The sequence below is a fragment of the Paracoccus aerius genome (genome assembly GCF_014656455.1).
In the GTDB taxonomy this organism is placed as follows: domain Bacteria; phylum Pseudomonadota; class Alphaproteobacteria; order Rhodobacterales; family Rhodobacteraceae; genus Paracoccus; species Paracoccus aerius.
The window spans coordinates 199,385-223,261 of the sequence record NZ_BNCL01000003.1; the positions used below are offsets into that span (position 1 = coordinate 199,385).

Annotated in this window: 26 protein-coding genes; 8 read left to right on the plus strand and 18 right to left on the minus strand. The window is 66.7% G+C overall.

The window, feature by feature from the left end; translation table 11 throughout:
• The 3 genes from nusA to pip form a co-directional block, all read right to left on the minus strand.
• Positions 1-1,620, minus strand: coding sequence for a transcription termination factor NusA (nusA, locus tag IE224_RS05185; protein ID WP_167621262.1), 1,620 nt, complete (start codon positions 1,618-1,620; stop codon positions 1-3).
• Between the two features lie 3 nt (positions 1,621-1,623).
• Positions 1,624-2,253 (minus strand): ribosome maturation factor RimP, encoded by a 630-nt coding sequence (rimP, locus tag IE224_RS05190; RefSeq protein ID WP_167621263.1) that lies wholly within the window; start codon positions 2,251-2,253, stop codon positions 1,624-1,626.
• A gap of 124 nt (positions 2,254-2,377) precedes the next feature.
• Positions 2,378-3,364, minus strand: coding sequence for a prolyl aminopeptidase (pip, locus tag IE224_RS05195; RefSeq protein ID WP_191308549.1), 987 nt, complete (start codon positions 3,362-3,364; stop codon positions 2,378-2,380).
• A 48-nt stretch (positions 3,365-3,412) separates the two neighbouring features.
• On the opposite strand from pip, the gene ubiG reads away from it, so the two are divergent.
• Complete coding sequence (gene ubiG / locus IE224_RS05200) at positions 3,413-4,159, plus strand: bifunctional 2-polyprenyl-6-hydroxyphenol methylase/3-demethylubiquinol 3-O-methyltransferase UbiG (protein WP_191308551.1); 747 nt, start codon at positions 3,413-3,415, stop codon at positions 4,157-4,159.
• On the opposite strand, the gene IE224_RS05205 is transcribed toward ubiG, so the two are convergent.
• The 3 genes from IE224_RS05205 to IE224_RS05215 all read right to left on the minus strand — a co-directional run bounded on the left by IE224_RS05205 (position 4,156) and on the right by IE224_RS05215 (position 5,778).
• Positions 4,156-4,626, minus strand: a complete 471-nt coding sequence (locus tag IE224_RS05205; protein ID WP_167621267.1) for a MarR family winged helix-turn-helix transcriptional regulator — start codon at positions 4,624-4,626, stop codon at positions 4,156-4,158. The genes ubiG and IE224_RS05205 overlap by 4 nt on opposite strands.
• Positions 4,627-4,738: 112 nt before the next feature.
• A complete protein-coding gene (gene grxC / locus IE224_RS05210; RefSeq protein WP_167621268.1) occupies positions 4,739-5,011 on the minus strand; it encodes a glutaredoxin 3 in 273 nt (90 codons plus the stop codon).
• Positions 5,012-5,040: 29 nt separating this feature from the next.
• Positions 5,041-5,778 (minus strand): double zinc ribbon domain-containing protein, encoded by a 738-nt coding sequence (locus IE224_RS05215; protein ID WP_191308553.1) that lies wholly within the window; start codon positions 5,776-5,778, stop codon positions 5,041-5,043.
• A gap of 31 nt (positions 5,779-5,809) precedes the next feature.
• On the opposite strand from IE224_RS05215, the gene IE224_RS05220 reads away from it, so the two are divergent.
• From IE224_RS05220 to IE224_RS05230, 3 genes are all read left to right on the plus strand, one after another.
• A complete protein-coding gene (locus IE224_RS05220; protein ID WP_191308554.1) occupies positions 5,810-6,649 on the plus strand; it encodes a methyltransferase domain-containing protein in 840 nt (279 codons plus the stop codon).
• Positions 6,646-7,674 (plus strand): ferrochelatase, encoded by a 1,029-nt coding sequence (gene hemH / locus IE224_RS05225; RefSeq protein ID WP_191308556.1) that lies wholly within the window; start codon positions 6,646-6,648, stop codon positions 7,672-7,674. The genes IE224_RS05220 and hemH overlap by 4 nt, the downstream gene beginning before the upstream one ends.
• Positions 7,675-7,768: 94 nt before the next feature.
• Entirely contained in the window at positions 7,769-8,335 is a 567-nt protein-coding gene (locus tag IE224_RS05230) for a hypothetical protein (RefSeq protein WP_191308558.1), read from the plus strand.
• Between the two features lie 76 nt (positions 8,336-8,411).
• On the opposite strand, the gene IE224_RS05235 is transcribed toward IE224_RS05230, so the two are convergent.
• Positions 8,412-9,062, minus strand: coding sequence for a L,D-transpeptidase (locus tag IE224_RS05235; protein ID WP_191308559.1), 651 nt, complete (start codon positions 9,060-9,062; stop codon positions 8,412-8,414).
• A 221-nt stretch (positions 9,063-9,283) separates the two neighbouring features.
• On the opposite strand from IE224_RS05235, the gene dalA reads away from it, so the two are divergent.
• The gene (gene dalA / locus IE224_RS05240) at positions 9,284-9,796 is read left to right on the plus strand and encodes a divisome-associated lipoprotein DalA (RefSeq protein WP_167621274.1); all 513 of its coding nucleotides are present in this window, start codon (positions 9,284-9,286) and stop codon (positions 9,794-9,796) included.
• A gap of 54 nt (positions 9,797-9,850) precedes the next feature.
• On the opposite strand, the gene IE224_RS05245 is transcribed toward dalA, so the two are convergent.
• The 6 genes from IE224_RS05245 to hslO form a co-directional block, all read right to left on the minus strand.
• Positions 9,851-10,366, minus strand: coding sequence for a L,D-transpeptidase family protein (locus IE224_RS05245; RefSeq protein WP_191308561.1), 516 nt, complete (start codon positions 10,364-10,366; stop codon positions 9,851-9,853).
• A gap of 63 nt (positions 10,367-10,429) precedes the next feature.
• Positions 10,430-11,668: a class I SAM-dependent RNA methyltransferase gene (locus tag IE224_RS05250; protein ID WP_191308562.1), complete on the minus strand. Its 1,239-nt coding sequence runs from the start codon at positions 11,666-11,668 to the stop codon at positions 10,430-10,432.
• Complete coding sequence (locus IE224_RS05255) at positions 11,665-13,509, minus strand: ABC transporter ATP-binding protein (RefSeq protein WP_191308564.1); 1,845 nt, start codon at positions 13,507-13,509, stop codon at positions 11,665-11,667. Before IE224_RS05255 ends, IE224_RS05250 begins: the two co-directional genes overlap by 4 nt.
• Entirely contained in the window at positions 13,506-14,645 is a 1,140-nt protein-coding gene (locus IE224_RS05260) for a CCA tRNA nucleotidyltransferase (RefSeq protein ID WP_191308566.1), read from the minus strand. Before IE224_RS05260 ends, IE224_RS05255 begins: the two co-directional genes overlap by 4 nt.
• Positions 14,642-15,235 (minus strand): NUDIX hydrolase, encoded by a 594-nt coding sequence (locus tag IE224_RS05265; RefSeq protein WP_229849249.1) that lies wholly within the window; start codon positions 15,233-15,235, stop codon positions 14,642-14,644. Before IE224_RS05265 ends, IE224_RS05260 begins: the two co-directional genes overlap by 4 nt.
• Positions 15,232-16,248 carry an Hsp33 family molecular chaperone HslO gene (gene hslO, locus IE224_RS05270; RefSeq protein WP_191308567.1) on the minus strand — a complete coding sequence of 339 codons (1,017 nt, stop codon included), beginning with the start codon at positions 16,246-16,248 and terminating at the stop codon, positions 15,232-15,234. Before hslO ends, IE224_RS05265 begins: the two co-directional genes overlap by 4 nt.
• A gap of 144 nt (positions 16,249-16,392) precedes the next feature.
• Between hslO and IE224_RS05275 the strand changes: the two genes are divergently transcribed.
• Positions 16,393-16,836, plus strand: coding sequence for an NUDIX domain-containing protein (locus IE224_RS05275; protein ID WP_191308569.1), 444 nt, complete (start codon positions 16,393-16,395; stop codon positions 16,834-16,836).
• Here IE224_RS05275 and IE224_RS05280 read toward each other — a convergent pair.
• Together IE224_RS05280 and ilvA are read right to left on the minus strand one after the other, a co-directional pair.
• A complete protein-coding gene (locus IE224_RS05280) occupies positions 16,833-18,134 on the minus strand; it encodes a PP2C family protein-serine/threonine phosphatase (RefSeq protein ID WP_229849250.1) in 1,302 nt (433 codons plus the stop codon). The genes IE224_RS05275 and IE224_RS05280 overlap by 4 nt on opposite strands.
• 48 nt (positions 18,135-18,182) lie before the next feature.
• Positions 18,183-19,472, minus strand: a complete 1,290-nt coding sequence (gene ilvA / locus IE224_RS05285; protein ID WP_191308571.1) for a threonine ammonia-lyase IlvA — start codon at positions 19,470-19,472, stop codon at positions 18,183-18,185.
• 81 nt (positions 19,473-19,553) lie between these two features.
• Here ilvA and IE224_RS05290 point away from each other — a divergent pair, with 81 nt between their 5' ends.
• Both IE224_RS05290 and mog read left to right on the plus strand, forming a co-directional pair.
• On the plus strand, positions 19,554-20,813 hold the full coding sequence (locus IE224_RS05290) for an argininosuccinate synthase (protein WP_268246535.1): 1,260 nt from the start codon (positions 19,554-19,556) through the stop codon (positions 20,811-20,813).
• A 99-nt stretch (positions 20,814-20,912) separates the two neighbouring features.
• Complete coding sequence (mog, locus tag IE224_RS05295; protein WP_167621281.1) at positions 20,913-21,458, plus strand: molybdopterin adenylyltransferase; 546 nt, start codon at positions 20,913-20,915, stop codon at positions 21,456-21,458.
• 110 nt (positions 21,459-21,568) lie between these two features.
• Here mog and IE224_RS05300 read toward each other — a convergent pair whose 3' ends face one another.
• The 3 genes from IE224_RS05300 to IE224_RS05310 form a co-directional block, all read right to left on the minus strand.
• The gene (locus tag IE224_RS05300; RefSeq protein WP_191308574.1) at positions 21,569-22,609 is read right to left on the minus strand and encodes a glycosyltransferase 61 family protein; all 1,041 of its coding nucleotides are present in this window, start codon (positions 22,607-22,609) and stop codon (positions 21,569-21,571) included.
• A 107-nt stretch (positions 22,610-22,716) separates the two neighbouring features.
• Positions 22,717-23,433 (minus strand): LrgB family protein, encoded by a 717-nt coding sequence (locus IE224_RS05305; protein WP_191308575.1) that lies wholly within the window; start codon positions 23,431-23,433, stop codon positions 22,717-22,719.
• The gene (locus tag IE224_RS05310; protein WP_191308577.1) at positions 23,426-23,806 is read right to left on the minus strand and encodes a CidA/LrgA family protein; all 381 of its coding nucleotides are present in this window, start codon (positions 23,804-23,806) and stop codon (positions 23,426-23,428) included. Before IE224_RS05310 ends, IE224_RS05305 begins: the two co-directional genes overlap by 8 nt.
• Positions 23,807-23,877: the final 71 nt, after the last annotated feature.

Below are 23,877 nucleotides of genomic sequence, written 5' to 3' on the forward strand. Positions count from 1 at the left end.
TCACGCCCCGGCCTCCTCGTCGGTGTCGTCGCCGGCTTCGGCGTCGTCACTGCTGTTCAGTTCCTCCGGGTCGACCCAGCCCAGCATGACCCGGGCGGTCATGACCATGGACTGTGCGTCTTCAAGCGAGACCTCGAAGGGCTCCAGCAGCCCTTCGTCCTTGACGCGCTGACCGTTCACCGTGGTCCAGCCGCCGGCCAGTTCCCAGTCGGCGCAGGTGGCGAAATCTTCCAGCGTCTTCACGCCGTCCTTGGCCAGTGCCTCTACCATCTGGGGGGTCAGCCCCTCGAATTCAATGAGGCTGTCCTCGGCGCCAAGCGCGCGCGCGTTTTCAAGCGCGGCCTTGTTCTTGGCTTCCAGCACGTCGCGGGCGCGGGCCTGCAGTTCAGATGCGGTGCCCTCGTCCACGCCTTCGATCGACAGAAGCTCGTCCAGTTCGACGTAGGCCACTTCCTCAAGGTCGGTGAAGCCTTCGGCCACCAGAAGCTGGGCAAAGAACTCGTCCAGGTCCAGGGCGTCCATGAACAGCTGGGTCCGGGCGTTGAACTCGGCCTGGCGACGCTTGGATTCCTCTTCCTCGGTCAGGATGTCGATATCCATGCCGGTCAGCTGGCTGGCCAGGCGCACGTTCTGGCCGCGACGGCCGATGGCCAGCGACAGTTGTTCGTCGGGAACCACGACCTCGATCTTGTTGGCCTCCTCGTCGAAGACGACCTTGCTGACCTCGGCCGGCTGGAGCGCGTTGACCAGGAAGGTGGCCTGATCCTCGTTCCAGGGGATGATGTCGATCTTTTCGCCCTGCAATTCGCCGACAACGGCCTGCACGCGGCTGCCGCGCATGCCCACGCAGGCGCCGACCGGGTCGATGCTGTTGTCATAGGAGATCACGGCGATCTTTGCGCGCGAACCGGGGTCGCGGGCCACGGCCTTGATCTCGATGATGCCGTCATAGATTTCCGGCACCTCCATCTTGAACAGTTCGGCCATGAACTGCGGGTCGGTGCGCGACAGGAAGATCTGCGGCCCGCGCGATTCGCGGCGCACGTCCTTGACATAGGCGCGGATGCGGTCGTTCGGGCGATAGCTTTCGCGGCCGATCTTCTCGTTGCGGCGCAGGATCGCCTCGCCGCGGCCGACGTCCACGATGATGTTGCCGTATTCCTCGCGCTTGACAACGCCGTTGATGATGGTGCCGGCGCGGTCCTTGAATTCCTCGTACTGGCGGTCACGCTCAGCCTCGCGGACGCGCTGCAGGATGACCTGCTTGGCCGACTGCGCGGCGATGCGGCCCAGTTCCACCGGGGGAACCTGGTCCACGATCACGTCGCCGACCTGCGGGTTGTCCAGATAGGGGCGGGCCTGTTCGACCGTGACCTGCGCCTGGTAATTCTCGACCGCGTCATCCTCGACCACGGTGCGGACGCGGGTGAAGGTCGCGTTGCCGGTCTTGCGGTCGATCTTGACGCGGATGTCCATCTCGGCGCCATAGCGCGACTTGGCGGCACGGGCGAGGCTGTCCTCCATCGCCTCGATGACCAGCTCGGGCTCGATCATCTTCTCGCGCGCGACGGCTTCGGCCGTCTGCAGCAGTTCAAGCTGGTTGGCAGAGGTGATTGCCATCACTCACTCCTTGGCAGCGGCGTTCTCGCCGTCGTTGTCGTCTTCGGTTTCGATCTCGTCAAAGGCGCTTTCGTCCAGGTTGTCGATCTGGACGCCGGCCTCTTTCTTCTGGCGAAGCATTTCCTTGATCAGCTCGTCCGTCAGGACCAGCTTGGCGTCGGACAGCCAGTCGAACTGCAGCCCGATGGTCTGGACCTCGCCGCCTTCCTCGATGTTCAGCAGGACCTCGTCGCCGCCCTCACCCTTCTCGACGCCGGCCAGAACGCCCTTGAAGCGCTTGCGCCCGTCGATGGCCTGGTTCGTTTCCAGCCGCGCCTCGTAGCCTTCGAAGGTCTCGAAATCCTTCATCCGGGTCAGCGGGCGGTCGATGCCGGGGCTGCTGACTTCCAGGTGATAAGCGTCCTCCAGCGGATCCTCGACATCCAGGGTGGCGCTGACGGCCACGGAAATGTCGCCGCAATCGTCCACGTTGATGCCGCCTTCGGGACGGTCGGCCATGATCTGCAGCGTGGCGGTCTTGCCGCCCTGCAGGCGCACGCGCACCAGTTCAAACCCCAGATCCTCGATCACCGGGGCGATGATCTCGGCCAGACGCCGGTCGATGGCGGTCTTGGCGATCAGATCGTTCGACATGAGATCCCTTCGGATGTGAAAAAGGGCCCTCAGCGGGCCCATGCGAATGTGTCCGGTGGGCAGGGTTTGGACGCCTGCACCGCTGTTGAGGGGGTATTTAGCAGGAAACGCCCATTTTGCAAGGTCAAAGTGATCTTGCGCCGCCTGCATCCCGGATCCCGTCCATCACCTGCACCAGTTCCGCGGTGATGCGGGGTTCGGAAAGGGCGTGCCCCGAGGCAGGCACCAGGCGAAGTTCGCAACGGTCCCAGCCCTCGGCCAGCCGCCAGGCCGACAGGGGCGGGCAGACCATGTCATAGCGTCCTTGGACGATCACGGCGGGCAGATGCTCGATCCGGTGGCGGTCGCGCAGAAGCTGGCCTTCGTCCAGAAAGCAGCGGTTGGTGAAATAATGATTCTCGAGCCGGGCGAAGGCGCGGGCGTAATCGGGCGGCGCATGGCTGACGGCGGCAGATTGCAGGCCGGCCAGGGCGTTTTCCCACATCAGCCAAGGCTGGGCATAGCGGCCCTGCCGCCCGGTGTCGTCCGAAAACAGCCGCCTGTGGTAGGCGGCGATCAGGTCGTCCTGTTCGGATTCGGGGATCGGGTCGCGGAACTGCGCCCAGAGATCGGGAAAGAACCGGCCCGCGCCGCCGCCATAGAACCAGTCCAATTCGCCTTGCGTGCCCAGGAAGACGCCGCGCAGGACAAGGCCGGTGACCCTGCCGGGATGTGTCTGGGCATAGGCCAGGGCCAGGGTCGCGCCCCAGCTTCCCCCGAACAGCAGCACGGATCGCAGGCCCAGGGTTTCGCGGATGGCCTCGATATCCGCGATCAGGTGCTGCGTGGTGTTCGCGTGGACCGAAGCTTGGGGACGAGATCGCCCGCAGCCTCGCTGGTCGAACAGGATCGCACGGTAATGGTCGGGGTCGAAGAAGCGCCGCATGAAGGGGCTGCAGCCGCCGCCCGGGCCGCCATGCAGGACCACGACGGGGCGGCCTTCGGGATTGCCGCTTTCCTCGACATAGATCTGGTGGCCGTCGCCGACCTCCAGCATGTGCCGGGCAAAGGGTTCGACAGCCGGGTGAAGGCGGCCATGCGACGCGGCGATTTGTCCTGCCAATCGATCCATGGCCTTACTATAAGCACAGACGAACCCGCCCGCCAGAAGGACCAGCCCATGACCAGCCCCATCAGCAGCATCGACCCTGCCGAGATTGCCAAGTTCGAGGCGATGGCCGCCGAATGGTGGGATCCCCGGGGCAAGTTCCGTCCGCTGCACCTGATGAACCCGGTGCGGCTGGACTATATCGCCACCCAGATCGCCGCCGAGTTCGGGCGCGACCGGCGCAGCCTGCGCCCGTTCGAGGGGCTGCGCGTCCTGGACATCGGCTGCGGCGGCGGCCTGGTGTCCGAACCCATGGCCCGGCTGGGGGCGAAGGTCACGGGCGCCGATGCGGCCGAAGGCAACATCGCGGTGGCGCAGGTCCATGCGCAGCAGCAGGGGCTGGCCATCGAATACGTTTCCACGACAGCCGAAGCCCTGGTGGCCGAGGGGCGGCTGTTCGACGTGGTCCTCGCGCTTGAGATCGTGGAACATGTGGCGGACCCGGCGGCCTTTGTCGCGACCTGCAAGCAGTTGCTGCGGCCGGGCGGGCTGGTGATCCTGTCGACGCTGAACCGGACGGCGAAAAGCTTTGGCGCGGCGATCATCGGGGCGGAATGGGTGCTGCGCTGGCTGCCGCGCGGGACGCATGACTGGGCGCGGTTCCTTACGCCCGACGAACTGGCGGCCATGGCAGAGGGCGCGGGCCTGACGGTCGCGGACCGGCGGGGGATGGTCTTCAACCCCCTCACCTTCGGCTGGTCGCTGTCGGATCGCGACCTGTCGGTCAACTACATCATGACCGCCCGGCGCGACGCCTAGTCGTCGTCGCCTTCCAGCCGGATTCGCAATTCCCGCAGCACCGGCAGGGCGGTGCGGACGCGGTCTGCGCCGATGTCGCGCACGACCTCGGCGATCAGCGGCATGAAGGCGGCAAGAGCCGCGTTCCGTGCCGCCCGCCCCGCCGGGCTGATCGACACGAACTTGCGCCGCGCATCGTCCCAGTCGGGACGGATGTGGACATGACCCGCCCATTCCAGCCGCGACAAGGTATTGGTCATTGCCCCGCGCGTCACATGAAAGGCCTGCGCCAGTTGGGCAGGGGTGCGTTCCTCGTTCACATGGGCCAGCAGGTTCAGCACCGAGAAATGCGAAATCTGCATCCCGCGCGGCAGGGCCTTGCTGATCAGGTTGCGCGACAGCTGCTCGGCGATCAAGACCTCGGCAAAAAGGCTTGCGGCAAGCCGGTCGGTGGCCTGGGAACGGTCTGAGGTCGCGGGTATGGGCATTTTTCCTGTCGGGACAATATATTAGGCCAGGGCGGGGCGAAGCCGAAACCGTGCCCCGCAAGATGGTCGCAGGTCAAGCCTGACCTTTGCCTGACCCTGCGTCAGGATGTCGTCAGGCGGCAGTGCCCGTCAACAGCGCATCCAGCTTGCCTTGGCGTTCGAGGTCGAACAGGTCATCGCAGCCACCGACATGGCGGTCGCCGATGAAGATCTGCGGCACGGTGCGGCGGCCATGGGCACGCTGGGTCATCTGTGCGCGGACCGAGGGGTCGCCGCCCACGTCGATCTCGTCATACTGGGCGTTCTTTTCCCGCAAAAGGCCCTTGGCGCGGATGCAGAAGGGGCAGGTGCGGGTGGTATAGATGGTGATCGTGGGCTGGGTCACGGGCTGTTCCTTTCCTTTGGCCCCCTTACCTAGTCATCCTTGACCGCCCTTGCCAGAACCGCGACCGAAACTGGTCCCGAACCTGCCGCAAGCAGCGCCTCGGCCGCGGCGGCCATGGTGGCGCCCGATGCCATCACGTCGTCGATCAGCAGCACGGGCCGCCCCGCCACACCCGCCGCATGGCGCGGGTTGACCGCAAGCGCGCCGGCGATATTGGCGAAACGGTCGCTGACGCCGCGATGATCCTGGGCGGCCGTGTGCCTGCGCCGCAGCAGAAGGTCCGGCAGATGCGCCACCCCATGCGCCCGCGCCACCCGGCCCGAGATCAGCGCCGCCTGATTATAGCGCCGCTTCAGCAGCCGCCGCAGATGCAGGGGGATCGGCGCCACGACCGTATCCGGTTCGACCAAGGGCGCCGCCGCACGGGCCAGCCAGGACGCAAGCGCGGGCGCCAGGTCGGGACGATCGCCATGCTTCAGCGCCAGCACCAGGCGCCGCCCGGTGCCCGCATAGACCATCGCTGCCCGCCCCCGCTGCCAGGGCCGCGCGATCGACAGGCAGTCGTCGCAGCACAGCGTCGGGTCGTGTGACCCTGTTCCATCATCGGGCAGGGGCACGCCGCAGCGCGCGCAGGCCGCGCCGGTGATGAAGCGCGTGTCTGGAAAGCAGGCGGGGCAAAGCTGCCCCGGATCGTCGCCCCCGTCCGCGACCGTCGCGCCGCAAGCCACGCATTGCGGCGGATAAAGCAGGCGCAACGCGCCTTTCATCGCCCCGTGAAGCATCCTATGTTCCACCCCCATGACCACATCCGCACCAGACCGCCCCGCCCTGACCGACCGCCCCGCGCTGCTGCGCCAGCGGGACCGGGCGATTCGCCAGGGATTCGTCGATGTGCTGCACCGTCTGGCCGCCGACGAGATCCAGGATAGGCTTTCCGAGGTTAAAAGAAGGTTTACGGCCCCCGCCCTGGTCACGGGCTTTCCCAGTTTCTGGGGCGATGCCTTCCCGGATGCGCGCATCGTTCCCGACGATCCCGTCCTGGATCTGCAGGCCGGGGCCCATGACCTGGTGATCCATGCGATGGCGCTGCACTGGGCGGATGATCCGGTGGGCCAGATCGTGCAATGCGCCCGCGCCTTGCGCGAGGACGGGCTGTTCATCGCCGTCTGCTTCGGCGGCCAGACCCTTCAGGAACTGCGCGCCGCCCTGGCCCAGGCCGAGGTCGAACTGACGGGCGGGTTGTCGCCGCGCGTCCTGCCGATGGGCGACATCCGCGACATGGGCGCGCTGATCGGCCGGGCCGGGCTGGCCCTGCCGGTGGCCGACCTCTTGCCGCAGAGGGCAAGCTATCGCGACCTGTTCCACCTGGCCCATGACCTGCGCGCCATGGGCGAGGGGAACGCGATGGCGGCCCGCCTCCGCCGCCCGACGGGCCGGGGCGTGCTGGCGCGCGCCGCAGCAATCATGGCCGAACACCATGGGGACCGCGACGATCCGTCCCGTATCGCCACGACCTTCGATCTGGTCTTTCTGACCGGATGGTCGCCTTCCGAAACGCAGCCGAAACCGTTGCGGCCCGGTTCGGCCACCACACGACTTGAAGACGCGCTGAAAGAAATCAGGACCAAGAAGACATGAAGCCAGCCCATGCGCCCGCGGACCACCCCTCGATCCCCAAGAAGAAGACCGGCATCCTGATCGCCAACCTGGGCACGCCGGACGGCCATGACTACTGGTCGATGCGCCGCTATCTGAACGAGTTCCTGTCGGACAAGCGGGTGATCGATTTCCCGGCATGGAAGTGGCAGCCGCTGTTGCAGGGCATCATCCTGACCAAGCGGCCCTTCACCTCGGGCAAGAACTACAAGCTGATCTGGAACCAGGAAAAGAACGAAAGCCCCCTGATGACCATCACCCGGTCCCAGACCGAGGCGCTGCGCGAGCGCGCGCAGGCCGAATGGGGCGAAGGCGTCATGGTCGAGTTCTGCATGCGTTACGGCAACCCCTCGACCCAGGACGTGCTGGACCGGATGGTCAAGGCGGGATGCCAGCGGATCGTCTTCCTGCCGCTTTATCCCCAATACGCGGGCGCGACCTCGGCCACGGCGAACGACCAGTTGTTCCGCGCGCTGATGAAGCAGAAATGGCAGCCCGCGGTGCGCACGGTCGAACCCTATTTCAACCGGCCCGATTACATCCAGGCGCTTGCGGCCTCGGTGCGCCGCGCGCTTGGCGACAAGATCCCCGCCAAGCTGGTCGCCAGCTATCACGGGATGCCGAAACGATACCTGCTGGAGGGCGATCCCTATCACTGCCAGTGCCAGAAGACCTCGCGCCTGCTGAAAGAGGCCTTGGGCTGGCCCGACGGCGTGATCGACACCACCTTCCAGTCCGTCTTCGGGCGCGAGGAATGGCTGCGTCCCTATACCGTGGAACACGTGGCCGAACTGGCGCGAAAGGGCATTACCGACATCGCGGTGATCTCGCCCGCGTTCTCCTCGGACTGCATCGAGACGCTGGAGGAGATCAACGGCGAGATCCGCGAAAGCTTCGAACACGCGGGCGGCAAGGACTTCACCTACATCCCCTGCCTGAACGACGACCCCGAGCATATCGAGGTGATGCTGAACGTGCTGCGCGAGAATCTCTCGGGCTGGGTCTAGATCGAGTCCGAAGGAAACGTGATCGCCCCTGTCCTGCGGGGGCGGAACCGCTGCCAGGGCTTCCTGTTAGGTTTCCGACGCAAAGGAGGACCCCATGACCAAGCATGATGCCCCCGCAAGCGCGGAAGAACAGCGCGCCCTGAGCCGCGACGAGCAGGACCTGGCCGACCAGGCCCGGCAGCCCGCGCTTGGCCAACTGAAGGACCGGGACCTGTCGGATCTGGTGTCGCGATTGCGCGACCGGCGCAACCGCGCCCGCGACCTGGGAAACAGGCAGGGCCGAGAGGCGCGCGGCAAGGCCGACCCCTCGGGCGCGACGGCGGCTGGCGGAAACGAGGGAATGCGCAGCAAGCTGGACTACCTCAACGATGCGCTGGACCGCGCCACGGCCGAACGCGACCGCCGCAAGGCCGACGGCCCGGCCGCTGGCGATCGTCCGGATCAGGTGGAGCTTGCGCAAAAGGCCCTCGCGGCGAAACAGTCTGCGGCGGGCGGGCCTTCGGAGACGCGAGAGAAGGGTGCCCCGCTGCATCCCAACGATCCCGATGCCGACCAGGGCAAGAGGGCCCTGGCTGAAACCGAACGCAGAACCGCGCCTTCAGGGGCCTTCGATCACGCGGGCGATTTGCCCGCGCGGGAACGGTCCCGCACGCGCCATTGATCACCCGGGGCCGATGACGACAAAGGCCGCCAGGATGCTGGCGGCCTTTGGAATTACAAAGGACGGCCAGCCGCGGTCAGATCACCAGAACCTGCGTGCCGATCTTGGTCAGGCCGTATAGTTCCTGGATATGTTCATTATACAGCCCGATGCAGCCGTTCGAGGACTTGCGCCCGATCTTGCGCGTGTCATGCGTGCCGTGGATCCGGTAATACTGCCACGACAGCCACAGCGCATGGGTCCCCAGCGGATTGTCCGGCCCCGGCGGCACGAAATCCGGCCATTCCGGGTTGCGGGCCTTCATCTCGGGCGTGGGGGACCAGCTTGGACCTTCCACCTTCTTGATGATCTCGGTCCGGCCGGTGCGGGTCAGATCCTCGCTGACAGGGATGGACGAGGGATAGACCTTGTAGGTGTTGCCGTCCTCGGACCAGAAATGCACGGCGCGCGAGGTCAGGTCGCACAGGATCGCGCCATTGGTCAGGTTCGGGAAATGCGGCCGCCAGTCCTGGCCCTGGAAGCTCGAAATATTGTGCCGCTGGTCGGCGTTCGGATCGTATTGCACGGCGCCCGCATCCGGCGTGGCGCCGGGAATCGCGCCCTGGATGGGCTGGCCCGTATAAGGGTCGAATCGCTGCGCAAGCGACGGCAACGCCAGACCGGCGGCACCAAGCGCGGCGGCCGAACCCAGGAAGGTCCGGCGGTTGATCGCAGATGACTTGCTCATCGTCACATGTCCTTCGAAGGATGGCCGTTCTTGCTGGACGGCCTTGCCACTCCGCCTCATGCGGCAGGAGATTTGTATAGGCCCCGGCAGCGATTCCAGCAATTCAAACTCATGTGGAGGCGCTGATGTCACAGCCCCGGCTTTCACGAATTCGTGGGTTTGATCGGGCCGACGCTATTCGATAGATCTTCACGCAAGAAGATACGAGGGATGGCGGAAAAATGCCGAATATCAAGGTGATCGCGACCCTGTCGCTGATGGCACTGGCGGCCTGTCAGCCACGCAGCCTGCCTCCGGTCGCGCCGGGCGGGGGGGCGATGCCCGCCGGCAACCAGATCGGCGCCGCCGAGGAACAGCAGATTCCGATCCGCGTGTTGCAGCAAATCAACACGCTGCGGGCAAATATTGCCGTGCCGCCTCTGGTGCTGAACCCGCAGCTGTCGGCAGCCGCCCTGGCCCATTCGCGCGACATGTCGGCGCAGAACCGGGCTTGGCACTGGGGATCGGACGGATCCTCGCCCCTGGATCGGGCGCGGCGGGCCGGGTATTTCGGCACCATCATTGGCGAGAACATCTCGGAATCCTACGAAAACGACATCCAGACCCTGACCGCCTGGATGGGCACCCGCGACACCCGCGACGTCATCATGGATCCGGCGGCCACGAACCTGGGCTTCGCCTTCTACCAGGAGCCGTCGGGCAAGCTGTGGTGGACGCTGCTGACCGGCAGCTGAACGCAAAAGGCCCCGGACATCCGGGGCCTTTGTCATTCGGGCCGTCGCGCCCCTTCAAGGGTTGATGACGATCGGAATGCCGGGCCGCAGCATGGCATAGACTTCCTCGATCTCTTCGTCCTTCACGGCGATGCAGCCCGCGGTCCAGTCGCGGTTGGTCTGGGCGAAGCGGTTACCTTCGGGGCCGCGGCCGTGGATGAAGATGTCGCCGCCCGGCTGGCGTCCCAGCGCCTGCGCCAGGGCCGCGTCGCGTTCATTGGGATAGGACACGCCCACCGAAAGGTGATAGCGGCTGCGCGGGTTGAAGCGGTCGATGAAATATACGCCTTCGGGCGTCTTGCCATCGCCCTCGAACTGCTTGTGGCCCACGGGCACGTTGCCCAGGCCCACGTCATAGGATTTCAGCACGGACTGGCCGTGCAGAAGATACATCTTGCGCGCACCCTTGTTCACCACGACCTGCGTGACGGCCGGGCCGTTATAGGCGCGGAACTTGCTGGGCGGCTTGCCACATGCCGCCAGAAAGGCGAGCATCGAAAATGCGACGGCGCGGCGCGTTGGCTTGAACATCACTGCCTCTGACGTTTCTGGATTTTTTATGGATGCTAGATAGCACAAACCATCGTGATCTGCCTAGGTTCTGACGAACTCAGCCACCGTTTCGACATGGGGGGACCAGCGAAACTGATCGACCACGCGAAGCCGTTTCAGCACAAAGCCACCGTCGGCAAGAAGCTGCGCATCCCTTGAGAAATTGACCGGATCGCAGGATACGAACGCGATCCTGCGCACCGTCGAGCGGGCGATTTCCCGCGCCTGAGCCTCGGCGCCGGCGCGGGGCGGGTCGATCACAATCGCGTCAAAGCGGTTCAGTTCATCCGCCAGAAGCGGGCGGCGGGCCAGGTCACGATTCTCGGTCGTGACGCGGTTCAGCCCCGGTGCGGCGCGCCAACCGGCATCGAGCGCAGAAAGGGGCGCGGCCAGCCCCTCGACCGCGTGAACCGTGGCCGTCTCGGCCAGGGGCAGCGAAAAGGTGCCGCAGCCCGAAAACAGGTCCACGATCCGCGCGGCCCCTGCGCTGAAGTCGCGCACCGCCGCCAGCAAGGCAGCCTCTCCCTCCGCCGTGGCTTGCAGAAAGGCGCCCGGCGGCGGGACGACCTGCGCGCGGCCCATCGGCAGGGCCGGCGGGCGGCGCGTGATCGACTGGCCTTCACCTGCCTGATCCTGCCAGGTCAGGCGGGCTAGGTCGCCTTCCTCGGCCAATGCGGCAAGGACCTGGAGCAGCGCTGGCTCCATCGGCTTGCCGCCTGCAACCGTCAGATCCAGCCCTGCCGGGCCGTGGATGACGGTCATCGACAACTCGCCGCTGCGCGAGGCGCCAGCGACGGTGATGCGGCGCAGCAGGGGCAGGGCGGCGGTGATCTGGGGCCGCATGACGTGGCATTCGGCCAGATCGACGATCACGTCGGACGCGCGGGCGTGGAAGCCGACAAGCGCGCCCTTCTTCGTGCGACGGCCAGACAGAACCGCCCGCCGCCGGGACATGGGCGGCGAGACGTGAACCCCCTCGACCGGCGCCGGCAGCCCGCGCGCCGCAAGGGCGGTTTCGACCACCTGCCGCTTCCATGCGGTGGTGAAGCCGTCGCTTGCGTGCATCAGCGAGCATCCCCCGCAGGCGCGGTAATGGGCGCAGATGGGGCGCACCCGGTCGGGAGAGGGCGTCAGGATGCGCGGGGCAGGGATGCGGTCGCCCTGCGCCTCGCCCTCGATGGCCTCGCCGGGCAAGGTCAGGGCCGCAAGCGCGCGGCCCGCGTCGCCATGGGCCACGCCATCGCCGCGGCGGCCCAACCGTTCGACATGCCACAGGCTCATTCCGCCGCTTCCTCGGTTCCCAGAAAGCCGCCCGATTGCCTGTTCCAATAGCGCGCGTAAAGCCCCCCACGCGCCAGAAGCTGGTTGTGGCTGCCCTGTTCGACGATCTGGCCGTTGTCCATGACGACGATCCGGTCAAGTTCGGCGATGGTGGACAGGCGGTGAGCAATGGCCAGCACGGTCTTGCCCTTCATGGCGCGGACCAAGGCGTCCTGGACCTGGGCCTCGACCTCGCTGTCCAGGGCACTTGTCGCTTCGTCCAGGACCAGGATCGGGGCGTCCTTCAGGAAGGCGCGGGCCAGCGCGATCCGCTGGCGCTGCCCGCCCGACAGCTTGACGCCCCGTTCGCCCAGATGGGCGTCATAGCCCCGCCGCCCGGCATGGTCCTGCAGCGTCAGGATGAAGTCATGCGCCTCGGCGGCGCGGGCGGCGGCCTCGATTTCGGCCTGCGTGGCGCCGGGACGGCCATACAGGATGTTGTCGCGGGCGGATCGGTTGAACATCGCCGTTTCCTGCGTAACCATGCCGATCTGGCGGCGCAGGCTTTCCTGGGTGACCTGCCGCAGGTCGTGCCCGTCGATGCATATCGCGCCCTTTTCCACGTCATAAAGCCGCAGCAGCAGCGCCACCATCGTGGACTTGCCAGCCCCCGAGGCACCGACGATGCCCACCTTTTCGCCCGCGCGGATATGCAGGTCGATATCGGCAAGGCCTCCTTCGTCGCGGCCATAGGCGAAACCCACATGGTCGAAATCGACCTGTTCCGCGACCCGTTCCAGCGGAACCGCATCCGGCGCGTCGGTCAGGGCATGGGGCGGGGACAGGGTCTTCATGCCGTCCTCGACCTCGCCCACGCTGCCCCAGATGCCCATCAGCGCCATGCTGACCCAGCCGGTCATCTGCGACAGGCGCATGGCGATCGCGCCCGCCGCCGCCACGTCGCCGGGCGTCGCCTGGCCCTGCCGCCACAGCATGATCGACCCTCCGACCAGGATCACCGGCAGGACGCCCGCGATCACCATCAGCGACATGCGGAAGGTGCTGCTGACCACGCCGAAATCCAGCGCCCGTTCGCGAAAGCCCGCCATGGCGCCAAGGGCCGCGCGATCCTCGTGTTCGGCATGGGCGAACAGCTTGACGGTCTTGATGTTGGTGATGGTATCGACGACCTGGCCCGTAATCATCGCGCGGGCCGATGCGCGGGCGCCGGATTTCGCCCGGATGCGCGGCAGGAAAAAGCGGATCAGGCCCAGATAGGCCAGCATCCACAGGATCAGCGCGACCGCCCCCCAGGTATCGACCGACACCAGGAAGGCCGCCGATCCTAGGACCGAGGCCAGCGCGAAGGCCACCACGTTCACCATCTCGGACGCGACATCGGTGACGGCGCGGGCGGTCTGCATCTGCTTCTGCGCCAGGCGCCCGGCGAAGTCGTTGTCGAAGAAGGCGACAGAATGGCCCATGGTCCAGCGGTGGATCCGCGACAGGACCAGGGGCAGGACGTTCGGTCCGATGATGACGCTGCTGGTGGCGGTGGAAAAGCCGAAGATCAGCGGCCGCAGCAGCAGGAAGAAGCCCACGAACGCCGCGACCAGCAGGCCGTTCTGACCCCAGAAGGCGCCAGGATCGCCCGTCGCGATGGCGTCCACGACCCAGCCCAGCAGCACGGCCGCCACCACGTCGGCGACCCCGCCAAGGGCCGAGGCGATGCCGGCCAGCGTCAGCCCACCCCATGCGCCCGACAGGCACCAGCGGAAGAACGCCAGAAGGGTGGCGGGGGGCGGGCCCTCCGCCGGGCGGAAGGCATCGATCAGGCGGCCAAGCCGGTGGTGAAGGGTCATTGGCTTTCTCCGGCAAGCAGGGCGATGTCGATCAGGGCGGGGACGGGCATGGAAAAGCCCGCCTCGATCCATGCATCCTCGGCCGCTTTCAGCGCGCGTCCAAGGGCCGGACCCTGCAGGCGCGGCTGCAGGTCGCCGGCCGTGATCGGCAGCGGGCGCGCGGCGGCCTTGGCCTCGGGCCAGCCGGGGCGCGTGCCGCGAGGGCCCGTCTGGACCAGCACAGCCGCGGCGTCGGCCAGCTCGCCCGCCAGGCGATAGGCGATGCGGTCGAAGGACCAGTCCTCGGCCAGGGCCGTTACCAGGATCCGGTGGTCGCGTGCATCGGCGCGCGACAGGCGCAGCGCGTCGGCCAGATCGGCCTGCGACAGCGCTGCCAGCCGCGCAAGCCAGTGCGCCGAGGGCGCGAGCGCCGCCAGACGGTCGGGCGTGGCATGGGGCAGCACCTCGGCCAGAACGCCGGTTTCCGCCATCAGCCGGATCGCGGGGAGGGGATCGCGGGCCATCAGCAGCTTGCGCAGTTCCTGCCCGATACGCTCGCGCGAGATCTGCGCCAGCCCATCGCGCCCGTCGCGGCAGGCGGCAAGGGCTGCCGGATCCGCGTCGCGGCCATACCAGGCCAGGAAGCGGAAGAAGCGCAGGATGCGCAGGTAATCCTCGGCAATGCGCTGCGCGGGATCGCCCACGAAGCGGAGGCGGCGGGCATGCAGATCCTCAAGCCCGCCGACAAGGTCGATGACGGTGCCGTCGCGACCTGCGTAAAGCGCGTTCATGGTGAAGTCGCGGCGGTGCGCGTCCTGGGCCAGGTCGTCGGAAAAGGCCACGACGGCGCGGCGACCGTCGGTTTCGACATCGCGGCGCAGGGTGGTCACCTCGAACCCCCGTCCGCCTGCCACGACCGTCACCGTGCCGTGGTCTATGCCCGTGGGCACCGGCTTCAGCCCTGCGGCTTTCGCCAGGTCGCTGACCCGGTGGGGCGGTGCGTCAGTGGCCAGGTCCAGATCGCCCACGGGTTCGCCCAGAAGCGCGTTGCGGACCGCGCCGCCCACCAGCCAGGCGCGATGGCCCCCCGCCTCGATGGCGGCGAAGATCGCCTGCAAGTCCGCATCCTGCAAAAGGCCGGCGGGAAGCCGCGTCACGCCTGGATCCCTTTCGCAAGGCCCAGCAGGATCCGCGCTGTCGCGCCCCACAGGTAATAGGGGCCGAAGGGCGCGGCGTGATAGCTGCGCCAGCCCTCGCGCCAGCGCCGGCGTTCCACCCGATAGCGGGCCGGGTCGGCAACATGGGCGAAGGGCAGGGTGAAGGCCTCCTCGACCTCGCGGGGTTCGGGGCGGGGCTGGAAGGGGCCGCGGATGATGCCGATGACGGGGGTCACGGCAAAGCCCGTCACCGTGCGATGCGGGGGCAAGGAGCCCAGCAGGTCGACCTGCGCGGGGTCAAGGCCCACTTCCTCCTGCGCTTCTCGCAGCGCGGCGGCGGTCGGATCGGCATCCGCCGCGTCGACCTTGCCGCCGGGCAGCGCGATCTGGCCGGGATGATGGCGCAGTCCCGATGCGCGCTTGGTCAGGACCAGCCTCCCGTCGTCGGCGTGGAACGCAGCCAGCACGCCGGCAGGACGCAGATTGGCCGTAGGGGGGGCGACATCCGGGTTCAGGTCGTAATCGGAGGTTGGCCCGGTCGCGACGGACAGGGCCAGGCGCAGCCGATCCTCGGACCAGTCGGGGATCACTCGGCCGCCCTGTCGGGCAGGGGCTGGCCGTCGGCGTCCACGGTGGCCTCGAAGCCAAGGCTTTGGGGATCGAACTCGTAATGCGCGCCGCAGAACTGGCAATCGGCGGTCACGATGCCCTCGGGCGTGGTCATGTGGGCGATGTCCTTGGCCGAATAGATCGACAGCGTGTCGCGCACCCGGTCCGAGGTGCAGGAACAGCCGAATTCCACCCGCTGGGTGTCGAAGACGCGGGGTTCTTCCTCGTGGAACAGGCGCAGAAGCAGGTCGGTGGGGCCGACCGAGGGGCCGATCAGCTCCAGCACCTCGACGGTGTCCAGCAGAAGGTTCGCCCGGTTCCAGTTCTCGGATGCCGCGCCCTGCAGGATGTCGGCCGCCTCGATCAGGCCGCCCTCGCCGCTGCCGCCCTCGCCTGACTGCATCGGCTGGGCGGGCAGGGTTTGCAGCATGACGCCGCCGGCGCGCCAATGGCCGGTCTCACCCGTCAGCCGGGAAAAGCCGCTGGCCAGCTGGAACCGAGTCGGCAGCTGTTCGGATTGCGCGAAATAGGTCTGCGCGCAGGCCGACAGCGACCCGCCCGACAAGGGCGTGATCCCCTGGTAGGGCAGCGACCCCTGGCCCTGGTCGATCAGGATCGCGAAATACCCCTCGCCCACCTGTTCGAAAGGGGGGCGGCTGTCCAGGCGGTCGGCGTCGAAGCTGGCCCAAGCCCGGATGCGGGCCGGCGCGCCGTCATGTTCGGGGGCGTAATAGTCGGCGGCCAGCGTGCGGATCGCGCCATTGCCGCGGACCTGAAGGCTAAGCTTCCACCGCAGCTTCACGGTCGGGCCCACCAGGGCCGCCAGCAGCGCCAGTTCGGCAACCAGGGCGCCGACCGGGGCCGGATAATCGTGGCGTGACAGGATATGGTCCAGCACGCCGTCCAGCCGCGCCACGCGGCCGCGAATGTCCGAACGGTCCAGTTGGAACGGCAAAACCGTGTCGTCCCACGCGATCTGGTTGATCTTGCTCATGCGGTGATTCCTGAAATCGGTTCGGGCCCGCAAGGGGCGGGCCGGGTCGCGACCAATATAGGGGGTTTGCCGGCAATCCCAAGAGGGCCGCTTTCCCGCCGTCCCGCCCTGCGCTAGAGACAGGGCAGACAAGCCGAGGTTTCCATGATCCGCCGATACGGCAATCCCCCGCGGCCGGGGCAGCGTCACCACCTGCGGCCCGGCGCCTATGGCCTGCTGGTCCGCGACGGGCGGCTGCTGCTGACCCACCAGGCCACGCCCGAGCCCGAGTTCCAGTTGCCCGGCGGCGGCATCGACCCCGGCGAAACCGGCCTGCGCGCCCTGCACCGCGAGGTTTTCGAGGAAACCGGCTGGTCCATCGGCGCCGCCCGCCACCTGGGAAGCTATCGCCGCTTTGCCTTCATGCCGGATTACGACCGCTTCGCCGAAAAGCTGTGCCATGTCTGGATCGCCCGGCCGGTCCTGCGCCTGTCCACGCCGATCGAACCGCATCACAGCATCCGCTGGGCCGGCCCCGACAGGGCGATGGACCTGCTGGCCGATCCCGGCGCCCAAGCCTTCCTGCGGCGTTTCCGCCACCTGGTCTAGCGGCGGGGCAGGGGCACCGTCTCGGCCGGGGCGAGATATTCGATCAGCACGGCCGACATGTCGTCCTGCCTTTCGCCGCGGCAGTATTCCGATACCGACCAGGCCATCGATTCGAGGAACACGTGCCCGCCCAGGAAGGCATTGGTGCGCAGGATGGCCTCGACCCCGTCGTCGCCCAGCAGCCGGCCGGCGGGGCTGGTGGCCTCGGTGATGCCGTCGGAGCAGATCAGCAGGCGGTCGCCCGGTTGCAGGGTCACGTCGATCTCGTCGAAGATCGGCTTCTCGAAGACGCCTATGGGCATTCCGCCGTTGCCCAGGGGCCGCACGGATCCGTCGGCGCGTTGCAGGAAGGGATGGGGATGACCCGCCTGCACCATCCGCAACCGGCCCGTCACGTGGTTCAGGTCGCCATAGATCATGGTGTAATAGGTATCGGTCGCCATCTCCTCGAGCATCATGTTGTTGAAGAAATGCGCCAGGGCCGCCGGGCTGACCGCATCGGTCCCCGTCTGGGCCGCGCGCAGGGCCACGTTCTGGTCGGCCGATCCCGACAGGTGGACCGACAGTTGCGCGGTCAGCAGGGCCGCCGTCACGCCGTGTCCCGACACGTCCAGGGCATAGATGCCGACCCGATCCTCTCCGATAGGGAAGAAACCGACTAGGTCGCCGCCGATGTGGCCCGCGGGTCGCAGCAGCAGCGACAGCTGGACCGGCCCGAACCGGCCCGATCGCTGCTTGACCAGCCCCTGCTGCAGCTTGCGCGCCTCGGCCAGGTCGCGGTCGATCGCGGCCTGGGTGTCGCGCAGCCGGTCAAGGGCGGTTCGAAGCTGGGCATTGCTGGCGCGCAGATCCTCCTCGACCCGCAGGATGCGTTCGCCGGCGGCCAGGCGGACCAGCAGGTCCTGCGTCGTCACGGGCTTGGCCAGGAAATCGTTCGCCCCCGCCTCGAGCCCCTGGGCCACGTCCACCTCGTCCTGGGCCGAGGTCAGCAACACGAAATAGCCATAGTTTCGCCGTTCGCCTGCACGGAAGGCCCGGCACAGGTCCAGTCCCGATTCCATGCCCGCACGACCCGGGATCGACCAATCGGACAGCACGATGTCAGGTTCGTTCCGCTGGCACAGTTGCAGCGCGTCCGCGACCGAGCCTGCCTCCATCACCTCGTAATGGGCACGGCGCAGCTGGATCGAGAAGATGCGTCGCTGCGCGGCATTGGGGCTTACCAACAGGACACGCCGAACCAGCCGGGTGGCGGGCGGCTGGCTGGGGGCAAGCATCTGGCGATTCGGGCGCTTCATGCCCAGGTGATAACCCCCAGACCGTAAAGACCGGGTAAATGCCCGGATTCAGACCAGAAGTTCTGCCAGAATCTCGTCGTTGGTGATGTCGCGATAAACAAAGCCCGCGTGATCCAGCCGCGCCTTCAGCGTGGTCAGGTTCTGCGGAGCCGAGGTCTCGATGCCGATCAGGATCGAGCCGAAGTTGCGCGCCGACTTCTTCAGGTACTCGAATCGGGCCACGTCGTCGTCGGGACCCAGCAGTTCCAGGAAATCGCGCAGCGCGCCGGGGCGCTGCGGCAGGCGCAGCACGAAATACTTCTTCACCCCCGCGAAACGCTGGGCGCGTTCCTTGACCTCGGGCAGTCGCTCGAAGTCGAAGTTGCCACCGGAACAGACGCAGACCACCCGCTTGCCGGCCAGGTCGCCCAGATCGCCCAGCACGTCGATGGCAAGCGCGCCCGCCGGTTCCAGCACCACGCCCTCGGTGTTCAGCATCTCCAGCATGGTGATGCAGATGCGGTCCTCGGGCGCCAGATGCACGTCCTGCGGGCTGAAGCGGCGCAGGGCATCGAAGGGCAGGGCGCCGATGCGCGCCACGGCGGCGCCGTCGACGAAATTGTCTACCGCGGGCAGCGCGACCGGCGCGCCCTGCTGCAAGGCTGCCTGCAGGCTGGCGCCGCCCAGGGGTTCGGCAAAGGCGAATTGCGTGGCCGGCGCCATCTCGGCGAAATAGCGCGTGATGCCCGCCGCCAGCCCGCCACCGCCCACCGGCAGGACCACCAGATCCGGCGCCCCGTCAAGCTGGCGCAGGATTTCCAGCCCGACCGTCGCCTGGCCCTCGATCACGTCGGCCGAATCGAAGGGAGGCAGGAACTGCGCGTCCTGTTCGGCGGCAAAGGTCTGGGACGCGGCCAGTGTCTGGTCGAAGTAATCGCCGGTCAGCACGATCTCGATCGCATCGCCCCCGAAGATCTTGGTCTTGTCGATCTTCTGCTTGGGCGTCGTGACCGGCATGAAGATCGTGCCGCGCGCGCCGAAATGGCGGCAGGCATAGGCTACGCCCTGCGCATGATTGCCGGCGCTTGCGCAAACGAAATGCGCATTTCCGGCGGCTCCGGGCGTGACACGCTTGCGCATCGCATTAAAGGCGCCACGCAGCTTGTAGCTGCGCACGGGCGTCAGATCCTCGCGCTTGAGCCAGATCTCGGCCCCCAGCTTCGCCGACAGGTAGTCGTTGCGCTGCAAGGGCGTGGGCTCGAACAGGTCGCGGATGGCGGTTTCGGCCTGCGCGACGCAGTCGGAAAAGCTTGCGGCGGGAAAGCTGAGGGCGGGGTCGCGGGGGGCAGGGTTTTCCATGCGCTTGCGCATGACGCGAAAAGCCGAACTTGGCAAGGGGATCGGCAGCCCGGCCCTTGTTAGACCGCGCGATTGGCCTTATTGCCCCGGAAACTTCGCCAAAGGGTTAAATGCATGACCGACGCGCCGAAAAAAGTCGTCCTTGCCTATTCGGGCGGGCTGGACACCTCGATCATCCTCAAGTGGTTGCAGACCGAATACGGCTGCGAGGTCATCACCTTCACCGCCGACCTGGGCCAGGGCGAGGAACTGGAACCGGCGCGCCAGAAGGCCGAACTGCTGGGCATCGCGCCCGAGAACATCCACATCGAGGATCTGCGCGAAGAATTCGTGCGCGACTTCGTGTTTCCGATGTTCCGCGCCAATGCGCTGTATGAAGGGCTGTACCTGTTGGGCACGTCCATCGCGCGCCCGCTGATTTCCAAGCGGCTGGTTGAACTGGCGCACCAGCACGGCGCCGATGCGGTGGCCCATGGCGCGACCGGCAAGGGCAACGACCAGGTGCGGTTCGAATTGTCGGCCTATGCGCTGGACCCGTCGATCAAGGTCATCGCGCCCTGGCGGCTGTGGGATCTCACCAGCCGGACGAAGCTGATCGAGTTCGCCGAACAGAACCAGATCCCCATCGCCAAGGACAAGCGCGGAGAGGCGCCCTTCAGCGTGGACGCGAATCTGCTGCACACGTCGTCGGAAGGCAAGGCGCTGGAAAACCCCGCCGAGGCCGCGCCGGACTATGTCTATCAGCGCACCGTGAACCCCGAGGATGCGCCTGATGCGCCCGAGTTCATCGAAGTGACCTTCGAACGCGGCGACGCGGTCGCGATCAATGGCGAGGCGCTGTCCCCCGCCACGATCCTGACCCGCCTGAACGAGCTGGGCGGCAAGCACGGCATCGGGCGGCTGGATTTCGTGGAAAACCGCTTCGTCGGCATGAAGTCGCGCGGCATCTACGAAACGCCGGGCGGCACGATCCTTCTGGAAGCCCATCGCGGGATCGAGCAGATCACGCTGGACAGCGGTTCGGGCCACCTGAAGGACAGCCTGATGCCGCGCTATGCGGAACTGATCTACAACGGCTTCTGGTTCAGCCCCGAACGCGAGATGCTGCAGGCGCTGATCGACAAGTCGCAGGAACATGTGTCGGGCACCGTGCGGCTGAAGCTCTACAAGGGCCTGGCCTGCTGCGTGGGCCGCTGGTCGGACCAGTCGCTTTATTCCGAAGCGCATGTCACCTTCGAGGACGACGCGGGCGCCTATGACCAGAAGGACGCGGCAGGCTTCATCCGCCTGAACGCGCTGCGCCTGAAGCTGGTCGCGAACCGGAACGCGCGGAACAGGTAACATCCCCCGATCCTGCACCAAGGGCCGCGGCATTTCCCGCGGCCTTTTCTTTTGCCCGGGCCTGTCCCACAGTGGCCCGGTCCAGCAGAAGGCCGCCCCATGACCGCCCCCGTCACCGATCGTCCCGCCCGCATCGCCATTGTCACCGTCAGCGACCGCGCCGCGCGGGGGGAATACGAGGACAAGGGCGGCCCCGGCGCCGAGGCCTGGTTGCGCGACGTCATCACCTCGCCCATGCAGATCGACCGCGTGATCGTCCCCGACGGGCGCGAAGGCGTGGCCGCGACCTTGCGCGAACTGGTCGAAACCGGCGCGGACCTGATCCTGGTGACCGGCGGCACCGGCCCCGCCCCGCGCGACCAGACGCCCGAGGCCGTGATGGACGTGGCCGAAAAGGAACTGGAGGGCTTTGGCGAGGAAATGCGCCGCGCCTCCCTGGCCGAGGTGCCGACCGCGATCCTGTCGCGCCAGACGGCCGTGATCCGGGACGCTACGCTGATCATCACGCTGCCGGGGAAGCCGGCGGCGATAGCGACCTGTTTGCAGGCTGTGTTTGCGGCGGTGCCCTATTGTCTGGACCTAATCGGCGCGGCGCGGGTGGAAACAGATCCGGCGAAGGTGAAGGCGTTTCGACCGGGGGTATAAGTAACTCCGTGTCCCGTCGGGCCCTGCCTTCTTACGCGGCCACAGGTCCGCGTTATCGGCTGAACGTCCTGGTAAACTGACGGCTTGCCAAGCCAACGCATTGGCTTTGGCTATGCAACCAGATCGACGGTCCGCAGGATATCGTCCAGACCAATGTCGAAACCGTCCTGGTCCCCGTTCGCGACGACAAAGCCATACCGCATCCCCAGGAGATCCGTAAAATCCTTCCAGACATTGTTGAAGCGATACGGAGGCTGGATGGTCAGCAGCGCCCCCTGGTCCGCCAGGGTCAGAAGCGCATGTCCCAGCGAGCTTCCTTCCACGCCGATAGCGATACGCGCGCCCGACAGCTTGCGGACAATGTCGTCCGCCGTTTCTTTCGCCGGATCAACGATTTCAAAGCCGCGCCCTGCCAAGGCCTCTGCGATCACGGCCTCGTTGCGGAGCAATCGTGGTTGCGAACCCGTCTCGCCGCGTATCAGGAAGACGCCATGCCCGCTGCGCGCCGATGGCCGCGCCTGCAGACGTTCCCGCAAGGCATCAAGCCGCTTGCGTCGGTTTTGCGTCATTCCTACGTCGCGAAAAACCCAAGCATCCTTGATGCGGGCATTGCCCGTGGTTTTCCAGTCTATTCCCATCATCTGGCGATACGCGAGAGGATGGTTCCAGTTGGCATGGCGATAACTGAAGGGACGATAGATTGGGGCGAAGTCACGTGCCAGAAGGGCCGTGGCAGAATCGTCGACAAGATAATGCCCGAAATAGACGTCGCTCACTGGGGTGCCGACAAAAGCAGCTTGATCGATTTCGTGGTCGATCACTGCGGCAAGAGGCGGTCTATCACGCAACATCTGATGTCCGCCGCCGCTTGAATAAAGCGTCCCTCCAATCAACAGGCAGTCCCTCAATCGATAAGCCATTGTCGCGGCATGATGGAATGGCGTGGCCGTAATCCGGTCCAATTCTTGCTGGTGGGTGGTTTGGAACTGGACACCCTTTACGCGGTCAAGTTGACCAGGCAGGAAGGCTGCCATCGTCCGCAAGCCGGTTTCGGCCTCGGCGACTGCCACTGTTTCACGAGCTGCCTTGGCAAGATCTCGGGCCATAGAGACGCGTTTGCGAATGCGATGCAACAAAGGAGCAAGCGACATGGATAACCAAAATTAAAGTTAACGAATTCAAATAGTTTCTTGTGAAGAAAAGTCGCCATATATGCTTGGCTGCGGCAATATGTCTTTTCAGGCAGGTAGGTTTTGTTTCAGCCCAACCACCCCACCACAATCGGCGCGATGACCGCCGTCAGCACCGCGTTCAGCCCCATCCCGATCCCCGAGAACGCCCCCGCCGTCTCATTTACCTGGAAAGCCCTCGCCGTCCCGATCCCATGCGCGGCGACGCCCACGGCAAAGCCGCGCGCCCTCCAGTCCCTGACCCGCAGCGCGTTCAGCAGGGGCGTCACCACGATCGCCCCGAAGATGCCGGTCAGCAGCACCAGGGCAGCGGTCAATGTCGGCTGGCCTCCGATGCGCTCGGCGATGCCGATCGCGACGGGGGCAGTGGTGGACTTGGGCGCCAGCGAGGCCAGGACCGGACCGCTGATTCCAAAGGCTCGGGCGATCAGCAGGGCCGAGACGATGGCCATCCCCGACCCGACCACCAGCCCCGCCAGCATCGGCCATGCGGCGCGGCGGACGCGGGGCAGGTTGTCATACAAGGGCAGCGCCAGGCAGACGGTCGCAGGTCCCAGCATGAAATGGACGAACTGCGCACCCCCGAAATAGGTGCCGTAGTCGGTGCCCGTCGCGCCCAGCAGCAGCGCCAGCAGGATCACCGCGATCAGCACCGGATTGGCCCAGCTTTGCCGCCCTGCCGCGCGGAACAGCGCGTCGCCGATGACATAGGCGACCAGCGTCGCCGTCAGCCAAAGCAGCGGCCCCTGCGCCAGATAGGACCAGATCAGCGCCGGGTCAGTCATCGCCCCGCCCCTTCAAAGCCGACGGATCGACCGCCCCCGTCCACCGTGCCACCCACTGGAACGTCAGCGCCCCTGCCGCGATTGCCACCAGCGTGGAACCCATGATCGCCAGAGCGAGCCCGATCCCGTGGTCGCGCAGCACCGGCCAATGCGCGACGACGCCCACGCCTGCAGGCACGAAGAACAGCGACAGATGCGACAGCAGGCCCTGGGCGGTCGGCCTCAGCCGCGCGGCCAAGGCCGGGCGCAGGATGCAGGCTGCGACCAGCAGGCACAGCCCCACGACCGGGCCGGGCAGGGGCAGGTCCAGGGCACGGGACAGGATTTCTCCGACCAGCTGAAAGGCCAGAATCAGGGACAGGGCGGTGATCATGGCCCGATGGTAGCAAGAAACCCCCGCCAGACTATGCGCATCTTGTGGAAAGTCAGTTGCCGCGTGCCAGA

Bases quoted from the DNA above. Each gene is read 5' to 3' on its own strand.
- IE224_RS05205 (WP_167621267.1), bottom strand. From the start codon at position 4,626: ATGCCCATACCCGCGACCTCAGACCGTTCCCAGGCCACCGACCGGCTT.
- IE224_RS05250 (WP_191308562.1), bottom strand. From the start codon at position 11,668: ATGAGCCTGTGGCATGTCGAACGGTTGGGCCGCCGCGGCGATGGCGTG.
- mog (WP_167621281.1), top strand. From the start codon at position 20,913: ATGACCGCCCCCGTCACCGATCGTCCCGCCCGCATCGCCATTGTCACC.
- dalA (WP_167621274.1), top strand. From the start codon at position 9,284: ATGCCGAATATCAAGGTGATCGCGACCCTGTCGCTGATGGCACTGGCG.
- IE224_RS05305 (WP_191308575.1), bottom strand. From the start codon at position 23,433: ATGACTGACCCGGCGCTGATCTGGTCCTATCTGGCGCAGGGGCCGCTG.
- pip (WP_191308549.1), bottom strand. From the start codon at position 3,364: ATGGATCGATTGGCAGGACAAATCGCCGCGTCGCATGGCCGCCTTCAC.
- hemH (WP_191308556.1), top strand. From the start codon at position 6,646: ATGAAGCCAGCCCATGCGCCCGCGGACCACCCCTCGATCCCCAAGAAG.
- rimP (WP_167621263.1), bottom strand. From the start codon at position 2,253: ATGTCGAACGATCTGATCGCCAAGACCGCCATCGACCGGCGTCTGGCC.
- hslO (WP_191308567.1), bottom strand. From the start codon at position 16,248: ATGAGCAAGATCAACCAGATCGCGTGGGACGACACGGTTTTGCCGTTC.
- IE224_RS05310 (WP_191308577.1), bottom strand. From the start codon at position 23,806: ATGATCACCGCCCTGTCCCTGATTCTGGCCTTTCAGCTGGTCGGAGAA.
- IE224_RS05300 (WP_191308574.1), bottom strand. From the start codon at position 22,609: ATGTCGCTTGCTCCTTTGTTGCATCGCATTCGCAAACGCGTCTCTATG.
- IE224_RS05220 (WP_191308554.1), top strand. From the start codon at position 5,810: ATGACCACATCCGCACCAGACCGCCCCGCCCTGACCGACCGCCCCGCG.
- IE224_RS05245 (WP_191308561.1), bottom strand. From the start codon at position 10,366: ATGTTCAAGCCAACGCGCCGCGCCGTCGCATTTTCGATGCTCGCCTTT.
- ubiG (WP_191308551.1), top strand. From the start codon at position 3,413: ATGACCAGCCCCATCAGCAGCATCGACCCTGCCGAGATTGCCAAGTTC.
- ilvA (WP_191308571.1), bottom strand. From the start codon at position 19,472: ATGGAAAACCCTGCCCCCCGCGACCCCGCCCTCAGCTTTCCCGCCGCA.
- nusA (WP_167621262.1), bottom strand. From the start codon at position 1,620: ATGGCAATCACCTCTGCCAACCAGCTTGAACTGCTGCAGACGGCCGAA.
- IE224_RS05275 (WP_191308569.1), top strand. From the start codon at position 16,393: ATGATCCGCCGATACGGCAATCCCCCGCGGCCGGGGCAGCGTCACCAC.
- IE224_RS05255 (WP_191308564.1), bottom strand. From the start codon at position 13,509: ATGACCCTTCACCACCGGCTTGGCCGCCTGATCGATGCCTTCCGCCCG.
- IE224_RS05235 (WP_191308559.1), bottom strand. From the start codon at position 9,062: ATGAGCAAGTCATCTGCGATCAACCGCCGGACCTTCCTGGGTTCGGCC.
- IE224_RS05280 (WP_229849250.1), bottom strand. From the start codon at position 18,134: ATGAAGCGCCCGAATCGCCAGATGCTTGCCCCCAGCCAGCCGCCCGCC.
- IE224_RS05230 (WP_191308558.1), top strand. From the start codon at position 7,769: ATGACCAAGCATGATGCCCCCGCAAGCGCGGAAGAACAGCGCGCCCTG.
- IE224_RS05215 (WP_191308553.1), bottom strand. From the start codon at position 5,778: ATGAAAGGCGCGTTGCGCCTGCTTTATCCGCCGCAATGCGTGGCTTGC.